The organism is Streptomyces sp. NPDC048297 (assembly GCF_043201585.1).
In the GTDB taxonomy this organism is placed as follows: Bacteria; Actinomycetota; Actinomycetes; order Streptomycetales; family Streptomycetaceae; genus Streptomyces.
This window is the reverse complement of the sequence record NZ_JBICZA010000006.1, coordinates 267197-285381: the sequence shown is the minus strand read 5'-3', so window position 1 is coordinate 285381 and position 18185 is coordinate 267197. Positions and strand designations below refer to the sequence as shown.

Below are 18185 nucleotides of genomic sequence, written 5' to 3'. Positions count from 1 at the left end.
TCTCAAGGAACGGTCGCTTCCTTTGTACTCACCCTCTCGGGCTTTCCTCCGGGCGCTTCCCTTCGGTCTTGCGTTTCCGACTCTATCAGATCTTTCCTCGACCCGATTTCCTCGGTGCTTTCCAGGTTTTCGCTCTCGCGTTTCCCTTTCCGGCGATTCCGACTTTATCAGAAGTTCTTGGCCGGTCAGACCGGCCGCTCATTTCTGAGTAATCGGAGGGTTGCTTCCCGGAGTCGCTCTCGCAACTTCTTCGTGAAGCAGATAGATTCTAACGCTCCGCCCCGAACTTGTCCAGTTCTAGGCAACTCATTGAATCTACCTCCCCGCTCCACCCGTGTCAACGGGTTTCTGGGGCGGAGAGGAGACTAGCAGCTCACAGGGGTGGTTCGCACATCAGGCGGCGGTGGGTACGGTCGCGCTTCGCTCCGATGCCTCGACGTCGCCCGTCTCGCCGGCACGCACCGCCCGGCCGCCGAGGACGTAGACGTACGTGAGGAAGGCCAGCTCCGCCACGACTCCGATGCCTATGCGGGCCCAGGTGGGCAGGCCCGAGGGGGTGACGAAGCCTTCGATGGCGCCGGAGACGAACAGCACCAGGGCGAGGCCGATCGCCATGGCCACGGCGGCGCGGCCCTCTTCCGCGAGCGCGATGCGGCGGCTTCGCGGGCCCGGGTCGATGACGGTCCACCCGAGACGGAGACCCGTACCGGCTGCCACGAAGACCGCTGTCAGTTCGAGCAGACCGTGCGGGAGGACCAGGCCGAGGAAGATGTCCAGGCGTCCCGCGGAGGACATCAGGCCGATGCCGACGCCCAGGTTGAGCATGTTCTCGAAGAGGATCCAGAGGACGGGCAGGCCCAGGAAGACGCCGAGGACCAGGCACATCGCGGCGGCGTTCGCGTTGTTCGTCCACACCTGGGCGGCGAAGGACGCGGCGGGATGGCTCGAGTAGTAGGTCTCGTACTCACCGCCGGGGCGGGTCAGCTCGCGGAGCTGGCTGGGGGCCGCGATCGAGGCCTGGACCTCCGGATGGGTGCCGATCCACCAGCCCAGGAGGATCGCGACGACCGTGGAGATGAGAGCGGTGGGCACCCACCAGTGGCGCGCGCGGTACACGGCGGCCGGGAAGCCCTGCGTGAGGAAGCGTGTGACGTCGCGCCATGAGGCTCGTCGGGTTCCCGCGACGGCGCTACGCGCGCGTGCCACGAGTTGGCTGAGCCAACCTGTCAGTTGCGGGTCGGGGGCGCTGGACTGGATGAGGGAGAGATGAGTGGCGGTGCGCTGATAGAGAGCGACGAGTTCGTCGGCTTCGGCGCCGTTGAGCCGGCGCTGGCGACTGAGCAGGGCGTCGAGGCGGTCCCACTCGGCTCGGTGGGCGGAGACGAAGACGTCCAGATCCATCGGGTCTGCCTGCTCCTCGGTGGGTCGCCGACTGCGTGACGGGGAGTTCGTGGCGCTCGTGATGCCGTCAGCTTGTCGTACCGCGGCGCGATGCGCCCTCAGCTTGGCAGACTTGCGGTTCTCGGGGCAGATCAGGGGAAGGACGGCCGACGTGAGTGAGCTGGTGACCGGCGAGGCGGTGGCGCTCGAACTGCAGCCCGCCAAGCTGCCGAGCAGGACGTTGGCCATGTTGCTCGACCTGATCGTGATCGTGGCCGTGTACGTCGCGGTCACCGTGGCGCTGGTGGCCGCTACCGCGTCCCTGGACTCGGCCGCGCAGCTCGCGGTGTCGGTTGCGACGTTTCTGCTGGTGCCGGTGGGCGGACCGATCGCGGTGGAGACGCTCAGCCATGGGCGTTCGCTGGGGAAGCTGGCGCTCGGGCTGCGGGTGGTGCGCGACGACGGCGGCCCGATCCGGTTCCGGCACGCGCTGGTGAGGGGTGCGATCGGGGTGGTCGAGATCCTGTTCACGTTCGGGGTGGTGGCCTGCATCGCCTCGTTCGTGTCGGCTCGGGGGCGGCGGCTCGGGGACGTGTTCGCGGGCACGCTGGTCGTGCGTGAGCGGATACCCGTGGGGCGGACGGGGTTCGCTCCGCCTCCGCCGCCGTGGCTCGCGGGACGGTTCGCCGAGCTGGATCTGTCGGCGGTTCCGGACGGGCTCTGGCTCGGCATCCGGCAGTACCTGACGCGTATGCATCAGCTCGATCCGCAGGTCTCTCTCGGTATGGCTCAGCGGTTCGCGGCCGAGCTCGCGGCCCGTACGGGGACCTCCGTGCCGCAGGGCCTCCACCCGGCCGCTTTCCTGTCGGCCGTGGTGCAGGAGCGGCAGGCTCGTGAGGCACGGCACGTGTTCGGGCACGCGGGTTCTCCGGCGCCGCGACCGCCCGCGACGGGCGCCCCGCAGCATCCGTATCCATATCCGTATCCGCACGCGCCGCAGGCCCCGTATCCGTATCCGCACGCGCCGCAGGCCCCGTACGTTCCGCATTCGCCGCAGGCCCCGTACGTGCAGCCGCAGGTTCCCGTCGCACCGCCCGCGTATCCCGTGCCGGCGCCGGCGGAGCAGACGCCGTCCGACCGTCCGGCCACCGGTTTCGCGCCGCCTGCGTGAGTCGGGGCGGGCAGTCGGGGATGGGCGATGCCCCGTCAGTCGAACCTGGACGGTGGTGACTGAAGGTCTTCCAGCTCGATGCCGGGGGCGGACAGGACGACGTCGCCGGCGATGTGCACGGTGTGCCGTTCGCCCGTGTCCAGGGCTGTGACCTGGTATTCGTCCACGGTCAGGGGGCCGTTGTCAGTGGCGTGTGTTTCTCTGTTCAGCAGAGCCCAGGACTGGTCCACGGTGCGGGGGGCGAGGACCGGATCCGTGAGGGCGACGAGGCGTACGCGGGTCGCGGAAGTGGAGGGGGTGAGGCGCAGGAGACGGCTGGTGGCGACGAGGAACGCGGGGGACGTGCCGGTGAAGGCGTGGGCGCGCACATTGCCTTCGGTGGCCTGATCTCCGGTGGGGTCGGTACGGACCCAGGTGACGCCTTCCAGGGCGGCGCCGCGGACCTGCCAGCCTCCGGCGTGGAGTTCGAGGCGGATGGGGCGGCTGAGGTCGTCCAGGGCGAGGTCGACGGAGCCGTGGTCCTGGCCCGCGGGAGTGGTCAGACGGGAGACGTAGCGCCAGCCGGTGGGGCCGGGGGCGCACTGGAAGTGTTCTTCGGCGAGAGGGGTGTGATCGTGCGGATCGTGGAGCGAATAACGGCCGCGGGGCATGAGGGGTCCTGGAGTCTGGCGGGCTGACGGTCCGGGTCCGGTTCGCCGGTCCGGCCAAAGGGGCAGGCCCCCGGCACGGGGGTGCGGGGGCCTGCCTCGGAGGATCGGTGGACCTGCTGCCGGGGAGCGCGTCGGTCGGCGTGCTTCCCCGGCGGGCGGGGCAACGGGGCCGGGGGCTCAGTAGCGGTAGTGGTCCGACTTGTAGGGGCCGTCGACCTCGACGCCGATGTACGCGGCCTGCTCGGGGCGCAGCTGGGTGAGCTTCACGCCGAGCGCGTCCAGGTGGAGGCGGGCGACCTTCTCGTCGAGGTGCTTGGGCAGCGTGTAGACGCCGGTCGGGTACTCGTCGGGCTTGGTGAACAGCTCGATCTGGGCCAGGGTCTGGTCCGCGAAGGAGTTGGACATCACGAACGACGGGTGGCCGGTGGCGTTGCCCAGGTTCAGCAGGCGGCCCTCGGAGAGGACGATGATCACCTTGCCGTCGGGGAAGGTCCAGGTGTGGACCTGCGGCTTGACCTCGTCCTTGACGATGCCGGGGATCTTGGCGAGGCCGGCCATGTCGATCTCGTTGTCGAAGTGGCCGATGTTGCCGACGATGGCCTGGTGCTTCATCTTGGCCATGTCGGCGGCCATGATGATGTCCTTGTTGCCGGTCGTGGTGACGAAGATGTCGGCCTTGTCGATGACCTCGTCGAGGGTCGTGACCTGGTAGCCGTCCATCGCGGCCTGGAGGGCGCAGATGGGGTCGATCTCGGTGATGATCACTCGGGCGCCCTGGCCGCGCAGGGACTCCGCGCAGCCCTTGCCCACGTCGCCGTAGCCGCAGACGACGGCGGTCTTGCCGCCGATCAGGACGTCGGTGGCGCGGTTGATGCCGTCGATCAGGGAGTGGCGGCAGCCGTACTTGTTGTCGAACTTCGACTTGGTGACGGCGTCGTTGACGTTGATCGCCGGGAAGAGGAGGACACCGTCGCGCTGCATCTCGTACAGACGGTGGACGCCGGTGGTGGTCTCCTCGGTGACACCGCGGATCTCGGAGGAGAGCTGGGTCCACTTCTGCGAGCCGTCCGAGATGGTGCGGTGCAGGAGTTCGAGGATGACGCGGTGCTCGTCGGACTCGGCGGTCTCCAGGCCGGGGACCTTGCCGTCCTTCTCGTACTCGACGCCCTTGTGGACGAGGAGGGTGGCGTCACCGCCGTCGTCGAGGATCATGTTCGGGCCGCCGGTGGGGCTGTCCGGCCAGGTCAGGGCCTGCTCGGTGCACCACCAGTACTCCTGGAGGGTCTCGCCCTTCCAGGCGAAGACCGGGATGCCCTGCGGGTTGTCGGGGGTGCCGTTCGGGCCGACGGCGATGGCGGCGGCCGCGTGGTCCTGGGTGGAGAAGATGTTGCAGGAGGCCCAGCGGACCTGGGCGCCGAGAGCGACCAGGGTCTCGATGAGGACGGCGGTCTGCACGGTCATGTGCAGGGAGCCGGTGACGCGGGCGCCGGCGAGAGGCTGGGCCTCGGCGTACTCCTTGCGGATCGCCATCAGGCCCGGCATCTCGTGCTCGGCGAGGGTGATCTCCTTGCGGCCGAACTCGGCCAGGGAGAGGTCGGCGACCTTGAAGTCCTGTCGGCTGTCGACAGTCGTCATTGCGGGCTGCTCCTCGGAAGTGGGTCGAGGTGGGTACGGCTGGTCTGCGCGGCAGCGGACACAGGGGTGCCCGAGAAAGAGGACACAGGCATGCCCACGTACGCGCAGCGCAGTCCGTCGGAGGCCCTCTCTCCCTCGGTCGGTCCGCTGGGGGACCGCCCGACCGCCATCAGCAGCGACGTCTGGCTCCGTCCCAAGCTACACCGCGGGACCCGGTCACCCCCAGCCCGCCCGCGATCGCATCACGCCGTTCGGCGGAGGCGAGCGGTGCCCGGGCGCACCCTGCCGTGCGAGCCGTTCACGGGTCCCGCTATTCTCCGCGGCTCAGTGATGCAAGCCGCAGTGATGCAAGCCGCAGTAAGACAACGCAGCGAGACGACGCGGTGAGACGACGCGGGCGCCGTTCGGGGAGGACGCGACAGTGGGTGCAGGACGGGGACTGGGGATCGCCGCTCTCGTGGTGGGGCTGCTGGGGGCGGTGCTGGGTGGCGGCGCCTTCGTCTACGGCAAGGAGGCCTACGGAGGCTCCACCGTTTCGAGCCGGAGCATGACGCCGACGTACCAGCCGGGTGACCGGATCTTCTGGGAGCGTGTCGACGGGAGCGAGGTGCGGCGCGGTGACGTGGTCGTGTTCTCGGCGCCGGAGCGGTACGGGCCCGGTGTCGTCGTGCTGCAACGGGTCGTCGGGGTGGGCGGCGATCACGTGGTGTGCTGTTCGGCCGTGGGGTCGCAGCGGCGGATCAGCGTGAACGGGAAAACGATCACGGAGCCGTACGTGAGCGATGGCGACGCCGAGGCCGGGTCTCAGCCGTACGACGTGAGGGTTCCGCAGGGGCGGCTGTTCCTGCTGGGTGACCACCGGGCGAATGCCCGTGACTCGCGTGCGTTCCTCTCCGAGCAGGGCGGGACGCTTCCTGTGGGTGCCGTCCGGGGTCGGGTGGTGGACGGTGTGGCCGTTCCCGCGCTGATATTCGCGGGGTTGCTCTTCGGGGCCGTCATGGTGCTGGTCGGCATCGGTCTGGGGATCGGGGCGTGGGCGGTGCGGCGCCGGGCTCGGGCGCTCGTGCCGCCGCCCCCGCCCTGGCCGGTGCGGCCGGTCTGAGGGTGGTACCAGCGCGTGGGGCCCGCCGGGATGTCCGGCGGGCCCCACGGTCGTCACGGAGCGTCGTGACAGCGCGTTGTGAGAGGACCTCGTGGCGAGGCCGTCGTGGGGGAGGGTCAGTGCCCCGTGGGGTGCGGGTTCGGGCCGCCGGGGGTGGCTGCCGGGTCCGGGCCCTTGGCGGCCTCGGCCTCGCTGTAGATGTCCGGTTCCAGGTAGATGACGCGGGCGATGGGGACGGCGGCGCGGATGCGGGCCTCGGCCGCGTTGATGGCCTCGGCGACCACGGCGGCCGTTTCGTCGTGCTGGACGGCGATCTTGGCGGCGACGAGCAGTTCCTCGGGGCCGAGGTGCAGGGTGCGCATGTGGATGACGCGGGTGACCTTGTCGCCGTCGACGATCGCGGCCTCGATCTTCTTGACGTCATCCAGGCCTGCGGCCTCGCCGAGCAGCAGGGACTTGGTCTCGGAGGCCAGGACGAGGGCGATCAGGACGAGCAGGACACCGATGCAGATGGTGCCGATGCCGTCCCAGACGCCGTCGCCGGTGAGCACGGCGAGGCCGACGCCGCCGAGGGCGAGCACGAGACCGATGAGCGCGCCGAAGTCCTCCAGGAGGACGACCGGCAGCTCGGGCGCCTTGGCGCGGCGGATGAACTGCGCCCAGGACAGCGTGCCGCGCAGCTCGTTGGACTCCTTCATGGCGGTGCGGAAGGAGAAGCCCTCGGCGACGATCGCGAAGACGAGGACGCCCACCGGCCAGTACCAGTTCTCCACCTGGTGCGGGTGGCTGATCTTCTCGTAGCCCTCGTAGATGGCGAACATGCCGCCGAGGGAGAAGAGGACGATGGAGACGAGGAAGGCGTAGATGAACCGCTCGCGGCCGTAGCCGAAGGGGTGTTGCGGGGTCGCCTCGCGCTGGGCCTTCTTGCCGCCGATCAGCAGCAGGAACTGGTTGCCGGAGTCGGCGAGCGAGTGCACGCCCTCGGCGAGCATCGAGGAGGAGCCGCTGAACGCGAACGCCACGAACTTCGATACCGCGATGGCGAGGTTGGCGCCGAGTGCCGCCACGATCGCCCTGGTTCCGCCTGACGCGCTCATGTGTCCGCGTTGTCCCTTCACCGTCGTACGTCTACGCCGTCCAGGCGTGAGCCCGGCTTTGCCCGGTCTTTGCCGGTGGGCCATTCTTGCAGCCCCCCGGCACCACGGTGCGTCAGGTATCCACAGCCCCGGTCATATGTTCATAACGTGGCGGTGTTCAGCGCAGGTCACGCGATCACGGTGGCGCGGAAGACCGTACCCGCGCCGGACACCTCGGCCCGCTCCCCCGCCGGGACGAACACCGACCGGCCGGGCAGGAGTTCGTGCTCGCCGGCGCGGACGGCCCCGGCCGTGCAGAGCAGGATCTGCGGGGTGTCCAGGGTGAGGTCGTGCGCGGTGCCGCCCTCGGAAAGGACGTACCGGGAGAGCCGGAACTCGTCGATGGGGGTCTCGTAGACCTCCTCGCCGTCCGGGGCGGCCTCCGGGCGCAGCACGCCCGGGTCGCCGGCCTCGAAGCGGACGATACGCAGGAGTTCGGGGACGTCGACGTGCTTGGGGGTCAGGCCGCAGCGCAGCACGTTGTCGGAGTTGGCCATGATCTCGACGCCGAGGCCGTTCAGGTAGGCGTGCGGGATGCCGGCGCCGAGGAACAGGGCCTCGCCGGGCTGCAGCCGGACGTGGTTGAGCAGCATGGCCGCGATGACGCCGGGGTCGCCCGGGTAGTGGTGGGCCAGGTCGGCGTAGGGGGCGTAGTCGCCGCCGAGACGGGTGCAGGCGGCGGTGGCCTCGGCGACCGTGTGGGTCATCTCCTGCGGGTCGGCGGTGAGGATCGCGGTGAGGACCTCGCGCAGGGCCGCGCTCTCGGGGTGGGCGTGCAGCAGGTCGACGTACGGCTTGAGGGAGTCGACGCCGAGTCCGTCCAGCAGGCCGGCGGCCCGGAGCGGGTCGCGGAAGCCGCACAGGCCGTCGAACTCGGTGAGCGCGCAGATCAGTTCGGGCTTGTGGTTGGCGTCCTTGTAGTTGCGGTGCGGGGCGTCGACGGGGATGCCGCGCCGCTCCTCGTCCTCGAAGCCCTCCCTGGCCTGCTCCAGGTCCGGGTGCACCTGGAGGGAGAGCGGGGCGCCGGCGGCGAGGATCTTGAGCAGGAACGGCAGGCGCGGACCGAACTTCGTGACCGTCCGCTCGCCGAGTTCACCCTTCGGGTCGGCGTCGATGACCTCGACGAGCGTCCCGCGCGCGGTGCGCGAGGGTGCGCCCGGGTGCGCGCCCATCCACATCTCCGCCTGCGGCTCGCCGGTCGGCTCGACGCCCAGGAGGTGCGGAATGGCGGTGGGGGAACCCCACGCGTAGGGGCGGACGGTGTTGTCGAGGCGGTCCATCTGCTTCTCTTTGCCCGTTCTCTCTGCGTACGACGCCGGTTCGCCCGGTGTACGGCTGCCAGGGAGCACCCCGGCGGCATGTCGGGGTGTCAGGAACCAGATCAGGCCCTCGAAGCGAGCGCGAGGTAAACGGCGGCGAAATCTGTGACGGCGATCAGTTCCGCGAGGGTCTCCAGTTCGCCGCCCTCCTCCGGTTCGAGTTCGCTGATCGGCGTGTCGTGGCTGAGGGCCAGGTCACGGGCGGCGGGCGCGGCGGTGAGGCCGCCGATCGGGCGGTCGCGCAGCAGCACCACGCGCGCGTGCAGCGCGGGCGTCTCCTCCACGCGGTCGCGGAAGAAGTCGTCGGGGTCGGCGCTGGCCGCGAGGGGGCCGGCCAGCAGCGCGTTGTGCGCGGCGAGGGCCTCGGGGAGTTCGGCGACCAGGGCGGGGCGGCCGGCGAGTTCGGCGAGGGCGTCGGCGAAACGGCGGCCCGCGGGGCCGGCCGACGTGCCTTCCGTCCAGACGACGGGGAGCGCGTCGGCGAGTTCGGCGGCGAGGGTCTTGGCCGGGTTGCTGTAGGTCACGATGGCGGGACCGCAGCGCTCGGCGACGTGGTCAAGGCGGTCGGCGACCTTCTCCAGGGCGTCCGCTCCGGCGGTGAGCAGGCCGATGCGGTCGAGCAGGGCGACCAGCGGGGTGAACAGGGCCCAGAAGACGCCCGAGGAGGACGCGGCGAGGGGTTCTTCCTGGTCGTACGGTGTCGTCGCCATCGGTACGAGGAGGCCGTGGGCGCCGTTCACCGCCTCGGCGAGGGGGGTGCCGGCCGGGGCCACGGCGACGACGGTGCAGCCGCGGCGGTAGGCCTGCTCGGCGAGGAGGCCGAGGCTGGGTTCGGTGCCGTCCGGGGTGGCGATCAGCAGCAGGTCCACGGATCCGGCCCAGCCCGGCAGTTCCCAGCGCAGGGCGCCGGCGGCCGGGGCGACGCCGGTGGGGGCCAGCCGGATGACGGGGCTGCCGGGGCCGGCCAGGGCGCCGAGCAGGTCGGCGGTGTGGGTGGCGGCGGCTCCGGGGCCGGCGATGAGGACGGCGCGGGGGCGGCCGTCGGGCTTCAGCTCGCCGACGCCGGCCTCGGTGGCCTGCCGGGCGGCCGTGCGGACGCGGGCGCCGGCTTCGGCGGCGCCGCGCAGGAGGCGGCGGCGGTCGGCCTCGGCGAGGCCCTCCGGGGTGTCGAGGAGCGATTCGTCGAGCATGGGCGGCAGCCTCCGATCGCCGGGTCCTGTTGGCCGGGTCCCGATGGGGTCGAGCGCGGGTGCGCGCCGGACGGGGTGCGCCGACGCGTTACGCCTGATGGTCCTGTGCCTGCTGGTGTGCTGTGCCTGCTGGTGCTGTGCCTGGCGGGCCCGGCGCCGGGTGGTCCGGCGCGGGGTGCGTCCGGCGCGGGGTGCTCAGGCCGGGCGGCGTGCCTCGTCGACGAGCAGGACCGGGATGCCGTCGCGGACGGGGTAGGCGAGGCCGCAGTCCTGACCGGTGCAGATCAGCTCGGTGTCCTGCTCCTTGAGGGGGGCGTGGCAGGCAGGGCAGGCGAGGATCTCCAGGAGGCCGGCTTCGAGCGGCATGAGGTGTCCCTTCGGGCGCGGATACGACGTTTACGGATGTGCTGGTCAGCGTACCGCCGGGCGGGCCGTGCCGGAGGGTTCGGCCCGTCGCGGGTGCCGGGGGGCTCAGTCGCCCGGCCTCCGGGCTCACCCCGACCCGTCCGGGGTCGGCGCGCTCGGCACACTTGTGCGCTGGGTGCGTCAGGCCCGGATGACGGCCAGTGCCTCGTCGCGGATCCTGGTCATCGTGGGCTCATCCTTCGCCTCCGCGTTGAGGCGCAGCAGGGGCTCCGTGTTGGAGGGGCGGACGTTGAACCACCAGTCGGCGGCGGAGACGGTGAGGCCGTCGAGGTCGTCGAGGGTGATGCCGGGGCGGCCCTCGTAGGCGGCGCGGATCGCGGCGAGGCGGGCGGCCTGGTCGGCGACCGTGGAGTTGATCTCGCCGGAGCCCGCGTAGCGGTCGTACTGGGCGGTGAGGGCGGACAGGGGGCCGTCCTGGCCGCCGAGGGCCGCGAGAACGTGCAGGGCGGCCAGCATGCCCGTGTCGGCGTTCCAGAAGTCCTTGAAGTAGTAGTGGGCGGAGTGCTCGCCGCCGAAGATCGCGCCGGAGCGGGCCATCTCCGCCTTGATGAAGGAGTGGCCGACGCGGGTGCGGACCGGGGTGCCGCCGTTCTCCTTCACCACCTCGGGCACCGTGCGGGACGTGATCAGGTTGTGGATCACCGTGCCCGTGCCGCCGTGGCGGGCCAGTTCGCGGGCGGCGACCAGGGCGGTGACGGCCGACGGGGAGACCGGGTCGCCGTTCTCGTCCACGACGAAGCAGCGGTCGGCGTCGCCGTCGAAGGCGATGCCGAGGTCGGCGCCCTCCGCGGGGATCCGCTTCTGCAGGTCCACGAGGTTGGCCGGGTCGAGCGGGTTGGCCTCGTGGTTCGGGAAGGTGCCGTCCAGCTCGAAGTACATCGGGACGAGGGTCAGGGGCAGGCCGGCGAAGACCGAGGGGACCGTGTGGCCGCCCATGCCGTTGCCGGCGTCGACCACGACCTTCAGGGGGCGGATGGAGGTCAGGTCGACGAGGGAGCGCAGGTACGCCGCGTAGTCGTCCAACGTGTCGCGCGTGCCGAGGGTTCCCGGCTCGGCGACGGCTTGCGGAACACCCGACTCCAGCCAGCCCTCGACCAGTTCACGGATCTGCGCGAGGCCCGTGTCCTGGCCGACGGGGGCGGCGCCCGCGCGGCACAGCTTGATGCCGTTGTACTGCGCCGGGTTGTGGGAGGCGGTGAACATCGCGCCGGGAAGGTCCAGGGCGCCGGAGGCGTAGTACAGCTGGTCCGTGGAGCACAGGCCGATCTCGGTGACGTCCACGCCGCGGTTCGCCGCGCCGCGCGCGAACGCGCGGGACAGCCCCGGGGAGGAGGGGCGCATGTCGTGGCCGACGACGATCGCCGCCGCGTCGGTCACCTCGGCGAAGGCGGCGCCGAAGAGTTCGGCCAGTGACTCGTCCCACTGGTCCGGGACCACTCCGCGCACGTCGTACGCCTTCACGATCTGCGACAGATCAGCAGCCACGGCCAACCCTCCTGAAAGTCCTATGGGTGCCCACAAACTACCCGGCGGGGGTAAGGGCCGGGTGTGCGGACACCGAGTGGGCGCACAGGTGCCGTCCGGGTGCGGTCCAGGTGCCGTCCCGCCATCACGCGGGTGGGATGCGGTGCGCTCGCCCCGTTGTCACCCGGTGGGGTGAGGCGCGTCGCCCGAAAGGGTGGGCCGGACGGGTCAGTTGTCCGGGGAACGCAGGACCCGGAGGTGGCCGCGGCGGGCGACCTCCATGGGGTCCGCGGTGCGTGCTCCGCCGCCTGCCCCGGCCGCGCGCTCCTGCGGACGGGCCGCCTCGCGCACGGCGTTGGCGAGCGCTTCCAGGTCGTCGCCGCTGGGCCGTGCGGGAGCGGAGCCGTCGAGGAGGCGGACGACCTCCCAGCCGCGCGGGGCGGTGAGGCGCTCGGAATGCTCGGCGCACAGGTCGTAGCAGTGGGGTTCGGCGTAGGTGGCGAGTGGGCCGAGGACCGCGGTCGAGTCGGCGTAGACGTACGTCAGCGTCGCGACGGCGGGTCGGCCGCAGGCGGTGCGCGAACAGCGACGTACAAGGCTCACGACGTTGGACGGTACCGCACTCTTGAGCGGGCCGCGACGACTCTCCACCAGGTCACTCCACCGTGTCGCACTGTGAGACGCCCCACAGGCCGTTCCGAACATACCTCTCTGACCTGCGATGACACCGCCATTCCGGGTCCCGGGCGAGCATGCTTCCGGTCATGACTCGGCACAAACACCGTCAATTGCCTTGAGATCACTGGTCTCGGAAGGTTACGGAAACGAGCCAGACCTTGGCCGGAATGGTCATCCGGCGACAGTGCGCCGGTGGCCGTCACGCCCTCGGCGGGCTCGCCACAGGCCCGTGGTGGGCCCGTGGCCGCCGCGTGGGGCCGGGCGGGCCCGGCGCTCGGGGACTAGGCTTCTGCGGTGATGGACAACCGTGTACCGCCCCGTGCCGCCGCCCCCGGGCCCCGTCGCCGTGATCGTCATGGACGGGGCATGCGCGGGCCCATCGCGCCGCCGCAGGTGCCGTTGGCGGCGAGCAGGGCCGAGATGTTCGCGGATCTGGTGCAGGACTCCGTGGAGCGTCTCGAGCGGCGGTGGCCGCAGTTGGCCGACATCGACTTCCTCGTGCTCGACGTGCCCCAGCCTCAGGGGCAGGGCGCGGAGGCGTGGAGCGACGAGCCGGTGCCGCTGGGCGGGGTGGTTCCCGCGCAGGACGGACGGCGGGCGCGGGTGGTCGTGTACCGGCGGCCGGTGGAGATCCGGACCAAGGGGCGCGACGAGCGGGCCGCGCTGGTCCACGAGGTCGTGGTCGAGCAGGTGGCGGAGCTGCTGGGGCTCACTCCGGAGACCGTGGATCCCCGGTACGGGGAGGAGTAGGCCGGCCCCCGCCGCCCCACTCCCCCACCCCACCCGCTGTTTCTGCCTGGTTGCTGCCTACTTCTGCAGCACCGACAAGTCCTCGTCCGCCTCCGGTACCGCCACCAGGCCCCGGTCCGTCGGGAGGGTCTGGATGGTGAAGGCGGGGACGCCGGACTGGGTCGCGCTGAGGGTGCGGGAGGCGTAGAGAGGGCCGCCCGAGAGGGGTTCCAGGGTGAGGGCGTAGGTGCCCTTGAGGCCGGCGGGGACCGGGGCGGGGATGTCCTGCGTGGTACCGGCCTTGACCGTGTAGGTCTTCGTCACGGGGGTGCCGCCCGCGCTGCCCGCCGAGGCGGTGATCTTCACCTGGGTGGTGGCCGTGGGAGCGGTGAGGGACAGGGTGGAGCCCTTGGCGCTGTTGTCGGCCGAGGTGGCGCGGCGTCCGACGGGGGCGGTGGCGGGGATGTAGGCCGTCTCCTGGTCGCTCCCCTTGCCCCGGACCACACGCAGCGCGGCGACCAGGGGGACGGACTGGTCGGTGGGGGTGAGAAGCAGGGAGCCGGCCTCGCCGCGGGTGACGTCACCGAGGTCGATCGCGGTGGTCATGCCGCCCTTGACGTGCAGGGTCTCGTGGCCGGCCGGGGTGAACGGGCCGCTCGGAGAGGCCAGGCGGACCTTGAGGTCGGCGTCGGCGTCGCCGGGCGCGAACGCGACCAGGCGGACGTCGGTGGCGTCCTTCGGGATGCCGGGCAGGACCAGGCTGCCGGCCGGGTCGGTGGAGGCGGCCAGCCAGTCGCCGCCCGCCCTGTCGTCCAGGGCCTGCACGGCCGCGCCGACCCGCCCGCTGCGCACGCTGACGTGCACGGTCAGGTCGGGCTGCCGCTGGTCGGTGAGCGTGGAGAGCAGGATCGGCTTGCTGGAGTGAGGCGGGACCGTGAAGCCGTCCGTGAACGAGGACTTGATCACGCCGTCCTTGCCGTACAGCTCGATGTCGACGACGGCGGCGGAGTCGTCGGGGTTGGTGAGGTGCACGTAGTCGGTGCGCTCGGCGGCCGTGCTCGCGCCCGGGAACCAGAACTCGGTGTCGGCGGGCGTGCAGGTGACGCCCAGGAGGCCGCGGCCGGTGCCGGCGGCGACCTCGGTGGTCTCCTGGACGGTCCAGCCGGGCGCGAACTTCCCGTCGGCGGTGCCGACGAGGGCGGGCGCGTCGGAGCCGGACGCGTCGCCGGTGGCGGGAGTGCCGGGTGCTTTCGGGGTCAGGACCGGCTTGCCCGCCTTGTCCGCGCCCTTCTTGGTGCCCTTGCCCTTCTGGGAGCTGTCCGTGCCGTCCGCCGACTGCTCGGTCGCCGCCCGGAGTTCGGCCTTGCCTCCGCTGCCGGTGCCCTGGGTGACGGGCGTGAACGACGTGTACGACGTGTCGGCGATGTCGGAGATGCTCGGCGCCGGGCACAGCAGGCTGGTGCGTTCCACGGGCAGCTCGGCGGCAGCCTTGGCGGGGCTCGCGCCGGACGCCGAGGGGGTGTCGAGTGCGGCGAACCCGGTGATGGCGGCCAGCGCGGCCGTGCCGGCGATCAGGGACAGGGTCGTGCGGTTCACTGCTGGCTCCCGTCGGGGCGCTCGCTGCCGGTGCCGTAGGGCTGCTGCTGGGCCGGGTCGTAGCCCTGGGGGTAGGACGCCGGGTCGTACGGCATCTGCTCGGCCGTACCGCCGTAGGCGTAGGGGTCGTACGTGCCGGACTGGTAGGGGTCGTGCTGGTACGCCTGCTGGTCGTAGCCGCCCGCCTGGTACTGGTCCTGGTACTGGCCGTTGCCGTAACCGGTGTGGCCGGCGCCCGCGTAGGGGGTGGAGTCCCAGTCGCCGTACGGCTGCTGGTGCGGGACGGCGGCGGCCGGGGCCTCCTGCGCGGGCGCGGGCACGCTGCCGGGCGCCGGTTGGTCGAACGCCGGCGCGTCGGGGGCCGGCTGGTCGGGGTCCTGCTCGTCGAGGGCGGCCTGTTCCTCGGCCTGGGCGCGCAGGCGGCGGGCGCGGCGGCCCTCGCCTGCGGTGGCCTGGGCGGGCAGCGGCTGCTCCTCGGGGAGGTCGTCGTCGACGTCGCGGCGCCGGCCGGGCAGGGCGAGGACGACGAGGACGACCGCGAGCAGGCCCTGGGCCCACAGCCAGGCGGTGTGCGTGACCGGGGCGTCGTAGGTGACGTCCAGCCTGCCGCCGTCGGTGGGCAGTTCGAAGCCCTGGGCCCAGCCGTCGAGGGTGGTGCGGGCGAGCGGCTTGCCGTCCAGGGTGGCCGTCCAGCCGTCGGCGGCGGCGTCGGCCAGGCGCAGGACGCGGCTGCCCGAGCCGGAGGGGACCGTGGTGTGGATCTCCACCGGTCCGGCGGCGACGGACTGCGCGGTGCCCGAGCCGCCCGCGGGCACGATGGTGGCGCGGGAGACCTGGTCGTCGACGCGCCACAGGGCGCTGCCGTTCTGCTGGCTGAGGCGGCTCAGGCCGGGCGTGGCGTCCAGGACGCGGGCGACCTCGCGGGGCGCTCCCTTGTGGACGAGGACGTAGCGCACGGCGAAGCCGCCGAGCTGGCCCGCCTGGTCGGCGCCGGAACCGGCGACGAGGTTGGCGACGATCTTGTCGAGCTTCGGGTTCTCCCCGTCGGCGGCCGCGAGTTCGGCGTCTCCCATGCGGGCGCCGGATCCGCGCACCAAGGTGTAGCGCACGTGCGCGGTGGAGTCGCTGTCGAGGACCAGGGTGCGGGCCTGGTCGCGGGTGGTGGCGTCCTCGGCGACGAACGCGGGGACCTGCACCGGGTCGCGGCGCTCCAGCGGGCCGTCGGCGCCGCCGATCATCCAGCCGGCGGCGACCAGCAGCGGACCTGCGGCCGAGGCGAAGGCGATCAGGGCGGCGACGGGCTGGCGCCAGCCGAAGCTCTGCTCGGCCACGCGTGCGCGTGCGCCGTCGGCGCCGAGGGCGGCGGCGGACAGCAGGGCGATGCCGTAGACCAGGGTGGCGGGGCCGGCCCAGGTGGAGTGGTTGGAGAAGGCGGCGAAGACGAGGCCCACCAGGGCGACGGCCCAGGCGGTCCGGATGCCCAGCTGCCGCTCGGAGCGCAACAGCGCGGCCAGGGCGGCGAGGACGATGCCGATCAGCATCAGGCCGTGCACGGTGCCGGGGCCGCCCGGGCTCGCGCCGAGCAGGTCGGTGGCGGAGGCGGCCGAGGAGCCGTACTCCAGGCCGGCTTCCTTGAAGAAGCCGAACGGGAGCAGGGTCAGCGACCAGGGGGCGAGGACCAGCAGCGGGGTGCCGAGCTGGGCGAGGAGGCGCAGTCCGCGGGCGACGAGATCGGTACGGCGGACGGCGAGCAGGGCGATGCCGAGGACCAGCGCGATGGGCCAGACGATCGGCGTGAACGCGGTGGTGACGGTGAGGAGCAGCGCGTAGGCCCAGGTGGCGCGCCAGCTGCCGCGTGCGCCGGATCGGCTCGTGAGGCCGCTCGCGGCGATGCCGGCGCGCGCGATGAGCGGCAGGAACACGGCGAGTACGGCGGTGCCGATACGGCCTCCGGCCAGGGCGCCGGTGACGGCGGGCAGGAAGGCGTAGGCGATCGCGGCCCAGGCGCGCAGCAGGCGGGAGCCGACGAGGGGCCGGGAGGCGAAGTAGGCGGTGAAGCCGGCCAGCGGCACCGAGCAGACCAGCAGGACGGTGACGGCGAGGCCGGTCGAGCCGAAGAGGATCGTGGCGAGGGTGGCGACGACGGCGAGGTAGGGCGGCGCGGACGGGGTGCCGCCGGCGCCCACCGGATGCCAGGCGGAGACGTATCGGGACCACAGCTCGCCGGCGTCGGCCGGGGCGGGCAGCATGGCACCGCCCGCGAGCGCGCCGCCGCCGAGCAGGGCGCGGCAGGCGATGAGGGAGATCATCAGCAGGGCGAGGAAGAGCACCGGGCCGGGCTTGCGGGCGATGCGCTTGAGCCGGGCGAACTGCTCGATCTCCAGGAACTCGGCGTCGTCGCCGCCGGGTCCCGACTCCACGGTGCCGCCGTGCCGGCCCGCGGAGGCGGTGTCGCTGTCGGTGCCGCCGGAGAAGTTGCCCGCGATCTGTTCCACGGTGGCGCGGACGGTCGCGCCGGGCGGCGGGAACAGCGGGCGCAGTTCGTCCTTGTCGATCTGTGAGCGCCCGCGGCGGCGCCGGCCGGCGAGGATCCGCTCGGGCCGCAGCAGGGTGCCCAGCAGACCGCGGATCTCGTCGACGGCCTGTCCGGGGACCTTGCCGACGAGGTAGGCGAGGGTGCGCAGGAAGGTGCCGAGGACGAGTCGCAGCAGCACCCAGGGCAGTACGGCCGCACGCGTGTTGACGAGGAGGGTGTAGACCGCGCCCGCCTTGTCGACCTTGTGCGGGGAGGCGGCGGTGCGGCCCGCGCAGTCGACGGTGCGGCGCTCGCGGGAGGCGGCCTCGGCGTGCCGTACGACGGCGTCGGGGGCGACGAGGACGCGGTGGCCGGCCGTGTGGGCGCGCCAGCACAGGTCGACGTCGTCGCGCATCAGGGGCAGCCGGCGGTCGAAGCCGCCGAGCTGTTCGAAGACGTCGCGGCGGATCAGCATGCCGGCGGTGGAGACGGACAGGACGGCGCGGACGTGGTCGTGCTGGCCCTGGTCCTGTTCGCGGCGGTCGAGGCCGGTCCAGCGGCGCCCGGAGTTGGCGATGGAGACGCCGACCTCCAGCAGCTGCCGGCGGTCGTACCAGCCGCGGAGCTTGGGGCCGACGACGGCGATGTCGTCGCGGCCGAGTTCGCTCTCGTTCTCGACGACCCGGAGCAGCTGGGCGAGGGCGTCGGGTTCGGGGGCGCTGTCGTCGTGCAGCAGCCACAGCCACTGGACCGGTTCGCCGTACGGCAGCTCGGGCATGTCGTACGCGTCGTCGCGCCAGGTGCGGGTGACGGGGTCCCAGCCGCTGGGGCGCTTGAGGTACGGCAGGTCGTCGGGGGTGAGGACGGGCGCGGTGCGGCTCGCCTCCTCGACGGCCTGGCCGAAGCCGGTGCGGCGGGCGAGGTGCAGGACGTTGCCCTCGCCGAGGGCCTCGGTGACCAGCCGCGCGGAGTCGTCCGCGCTGCCGGTGTCGGCCGCCACCGCGTACTGCACCGGGCGCTCCTGGCCGAGCAGCCCGGCGAGCGCGTCGGGCAGCCAGCGGGCGCCGTCGTGGGAGACGAGGACCGCCGTCACCACGTGGCGCGGGAACTCAGGGTGGGCAGCCGGGTCTTGGACTGCCGTATGGCTGTGCACGGACATCGAGGTACGGGCCCCGGTTCGTTGGACTGCGGTGG

General features: G+C 72.3%; 14 protein-coding genes. 3 read left to right on the top strand and 11 right to left on the bottom strand.

Annotated elements, in window-relative coordinates; all coding sequences use genetic code 11:
* Positions 1 to 393 precede the first annotated feature (393 nt).
* Positions 394 to 1401, bottom strand: coding sequence for a stage II sporulation protein M (locus ACGFYV_RS09560; protein ID WP_393877776.1), 1008 nt, complete (start codon positions 1399 to 1401; stop codon positions 394 to 396).
* Positions 1402 to 1552: 151 nt separating this feature from the next.
* Here ACGFYV_RS09560 and ACGFYV_RS09555 point away from each other — a divergent pair, with 151 nt between their 5' ends.
* The gene (locus ACGFYV_RS09555) at positions 1553 to 2551 is read left to right on the top strand and encodes an RDD family protein (protein ID WP_393877793.1); all 999 of its coding nucleotides are present in this window, start codon (positions 1553 to 1555) and stop codon (positions 2549 to 2551) included.
* Between the two features lie 35 nt (positions 2552 to 2586).
* On the opposite strand, the gene ACGFYV_RS09550 is transcribed toward ACGFYV_RS09555, so the two are convergent.
* Together ACGFYV_RS09550 and ahcY are read right to left on the bottom strand one after the other, a co-directional pair.
* Positions 2587 to 3201 (bottom strand): hypothetical protein, encoded by a 615-nt coding sequence (locus tag ACGFYV_RS09550; RefSeq protein WP_393877775.1) that lies wholly within the window; start codon positions 3199 to 3201, stop codon positions 2587 to 2589.
* Between the two features lie 177 nt (positions 3202 to 3378).
* Positions 3379 to 4836 (bottom strand): adenosylhomocysteinase, encoded by a 1458-nt coding sequence (ahcY, locus tag ACGFYV_RS09545; protein ID WP_393877774.1) that lies wholly within the window; start codon positions 4834 to 4836, stop codon positions 3379 to 3381.
* A gap of 421 nt (positions 4837 to 5257) precedes the next feature.
* Between ahcY and lepB the strand changes: the two genes are divergently transcribed.
* Positions 5258 to 5938 carry a signal peptidase I gene (gene lepB, locus ACGFYV_RS09540; RefSeq protein ID WP_393877773.1) on the top strand — a complete coding sequence of 227 codons (681 nt, stop codon included), beginning with the start codon at positions 5258 to 5260 and terminating at the stop codon, positions 5936 to 5938.
* Between the two features lie 116 nt (positions 5939 to 6054).
* On the opposite strand, the gene ACGFYV_RS09535 is transcribed toward lepB, so the two are convergent.
* From ACGFYV_RS09535 to ACGFYV_RS09510, 6 genes are all read right to left on the bottom strand, one after another.
* Positions 6055 to 7035, bottom strand: a complete 981-nt coding sequence (locus ACGFYV_RS09535; RefSeq protein WP_393877772.1) for a cation diffusion facilitator family transporter — start codon at positions 7033 to 7035, stop codon at positions 6055 to 6057.
* Between the two features lie 167 nt (positions 7036 to 7202).
* Positions 7203 to 8354, bottom strand: a complete 1152-nt coding sequence (manA, locus tag ACGFYV_RS09530; RefSeq protein WP_393877771.1) for a mannose-6-phosphate isomerase, class I — start codon at positions 8352 to 8354, stop codon at positions 7203 to 7205.
* A gap of 101 nt (positions 8355 to 8455) precedes the next feature.
* Positions 8456 to 9583, bottom strand: a complete 1128-nt coding sequence (locus tag ACGFYV_RS09525; protein ID WP_393877770.1) for an SIS domain-containing protein — start codon at positions 9581 to 9583, stop codon at positions 8456 to 8458.
* 195 nt (positions 9584 to 9778) lie between these two features.
* Entirely contained in the window at positions 9779 to 9949 is a 171-nt protein-coding gene (locus ACGFYV_RS09520) for a Trm112 family protein (protein WP_007382472.1), read from the bottom strand.
* 180 nt (positions 9950 to 10129) lie between these two features.
* On the bottom strand, positions 10130 to 11494 hold the full coding sequence (locus ACGFYV_RS09515) for a phosphomannomutase/phosphoglucomutase (protein WP_393877769.1): 1365 nt from the start codon (positions 11492 to 11494) through the stop codon (positions 10130 to 10132).
* A 207-nt stretch (positions 11495 to 11701) separates the two neighbouring features.
* Entirely contained in the window at positions 11702 to 12124 is a 423-nt protein-coding gene (locus ACGFYV_RS09510) for a DUF3499 domain-containing protein (RefSeq protein ID WP_393877768.1), read from the bottom strand.
* A 324-nt stretch (positions 12125 to 12448) separates the two neighbouring features.
* Here ACGFYV_RS09510 and ACGFYV_RS09505 point away from each other — a divergent pair, with 324 nt between their 5' ends.
* The gene (locus ACGFYV_RS09505; RefSeq protein ID WP_393877792.1) at positions 12449 to 12901 is read left to right on the top strand and encodes a metallopeptidase family protein; all 453 of its coding nucleotides are present in this window, start codon (positions 12449 to 12451) and stop codon (positions 12899 to 12901) included.
* Positions 12902 to 12958: 57 nt separating this feature from the next.
* Here the strand turns inward: ACGFYV_RS09505 and ACGFYV_RS09500 are convergent, their stop codons facing one another.
* Both ACGFYV_RS09500 and ACGFYV_RS09495 read right to left on the bottom strand, forming a co-directional pair.
* Positions 12959 to 14476, bottom strand: a complete 1518-nt coding sequence (locus ACGFYV_RS09500; RefSeq protein ID WP_393877767.1) for a DUF5719 family protein — start codon at positions 14474 to 14476, stop codon at positions 12959 to 12961.
* Positions 14473 to 18150 carry a glycosyltransferase gene (locus ACGFYV_RS09495; protein WP_393877766.1) on the bottom strand — a complete coding sequence of 1226 codons (3678 nt, stop codon included), beginning with the start codon at positions 18148 to 18150 and terminating at the stop codon, positions 14473 to 14475. Before ACGFYV_RS09495 ends, ACGFYV_RS09500 begins: the two co-directional genes overlap by 4 nt.
* Between the last annotated feature and the right edge of the window lie 35 nt (positions 18151 to 18185).

Coding starts and splice junctions, on each gene's coding strand:
- ACGFYV_RS09550 (WP_393877775.1), bottom strand. CDS start 3,201: ATGCCCCGCGGCCGTTATTCGCTCCACGATCCGCACGATCACACCCCT.
- ACGFYV_RS09535 (WP_393877772.1), bottom strand. CDS start 7,035: ATGAGCGCGTCAGGCGGAACCAGGGCGATCGTGGCGGCACTCGGCGCC.
- ACGFYV_RS09505 (WP_393877792.1), top strand. CDS start 12,449: ATGGACAACCGTGTACCGCCCCGTGCCGCCGCCCCCGGGCCCCGTCGC.
- ACGFYV_RS09520 (WP_007382472.1), bottom strand. CDS start 9,949: ATGCCGCTCGAAGCCGGCCTCCTGGAGATCCTCGCCTGCCCTGCCTGC.
- ACGFYV_RS09560 (WP_393877776.1), bottom strand. CDS start 1,401: ATGGATCTGGACGTCTTCGTCTCCGCCCACCGAGCCGAGTGGGACCGC.
- ahcY (WP_393877774.1), bottom strand. CDS start 4,836: ATGACGACTGTCGACAGCCGACAGGACTTCAAGGTCGCCGACCTCTCC.
- manA (WP_393877771.1), bottom strand. CDS start 8,354: ATGGACCGCCTCGACAACACCGTCCGCCCCTACGCGTGGGGTTCCCCC.
- ACGFYV_RS09525 (WP_393877770.1), bottom strand. CDS start 9,583: ATGCTCGACGAATCGCTCCTCGACACCCCGGAGGGCCTCGCCGAGGCC.
- ACGFYV_RS09495 (WP_393877766.1), bottom strand. CDS start 18,150: ATGTCCGTGCACAGCCATACGGCAGTCCAAGACCCGGCTGCCCACCCT.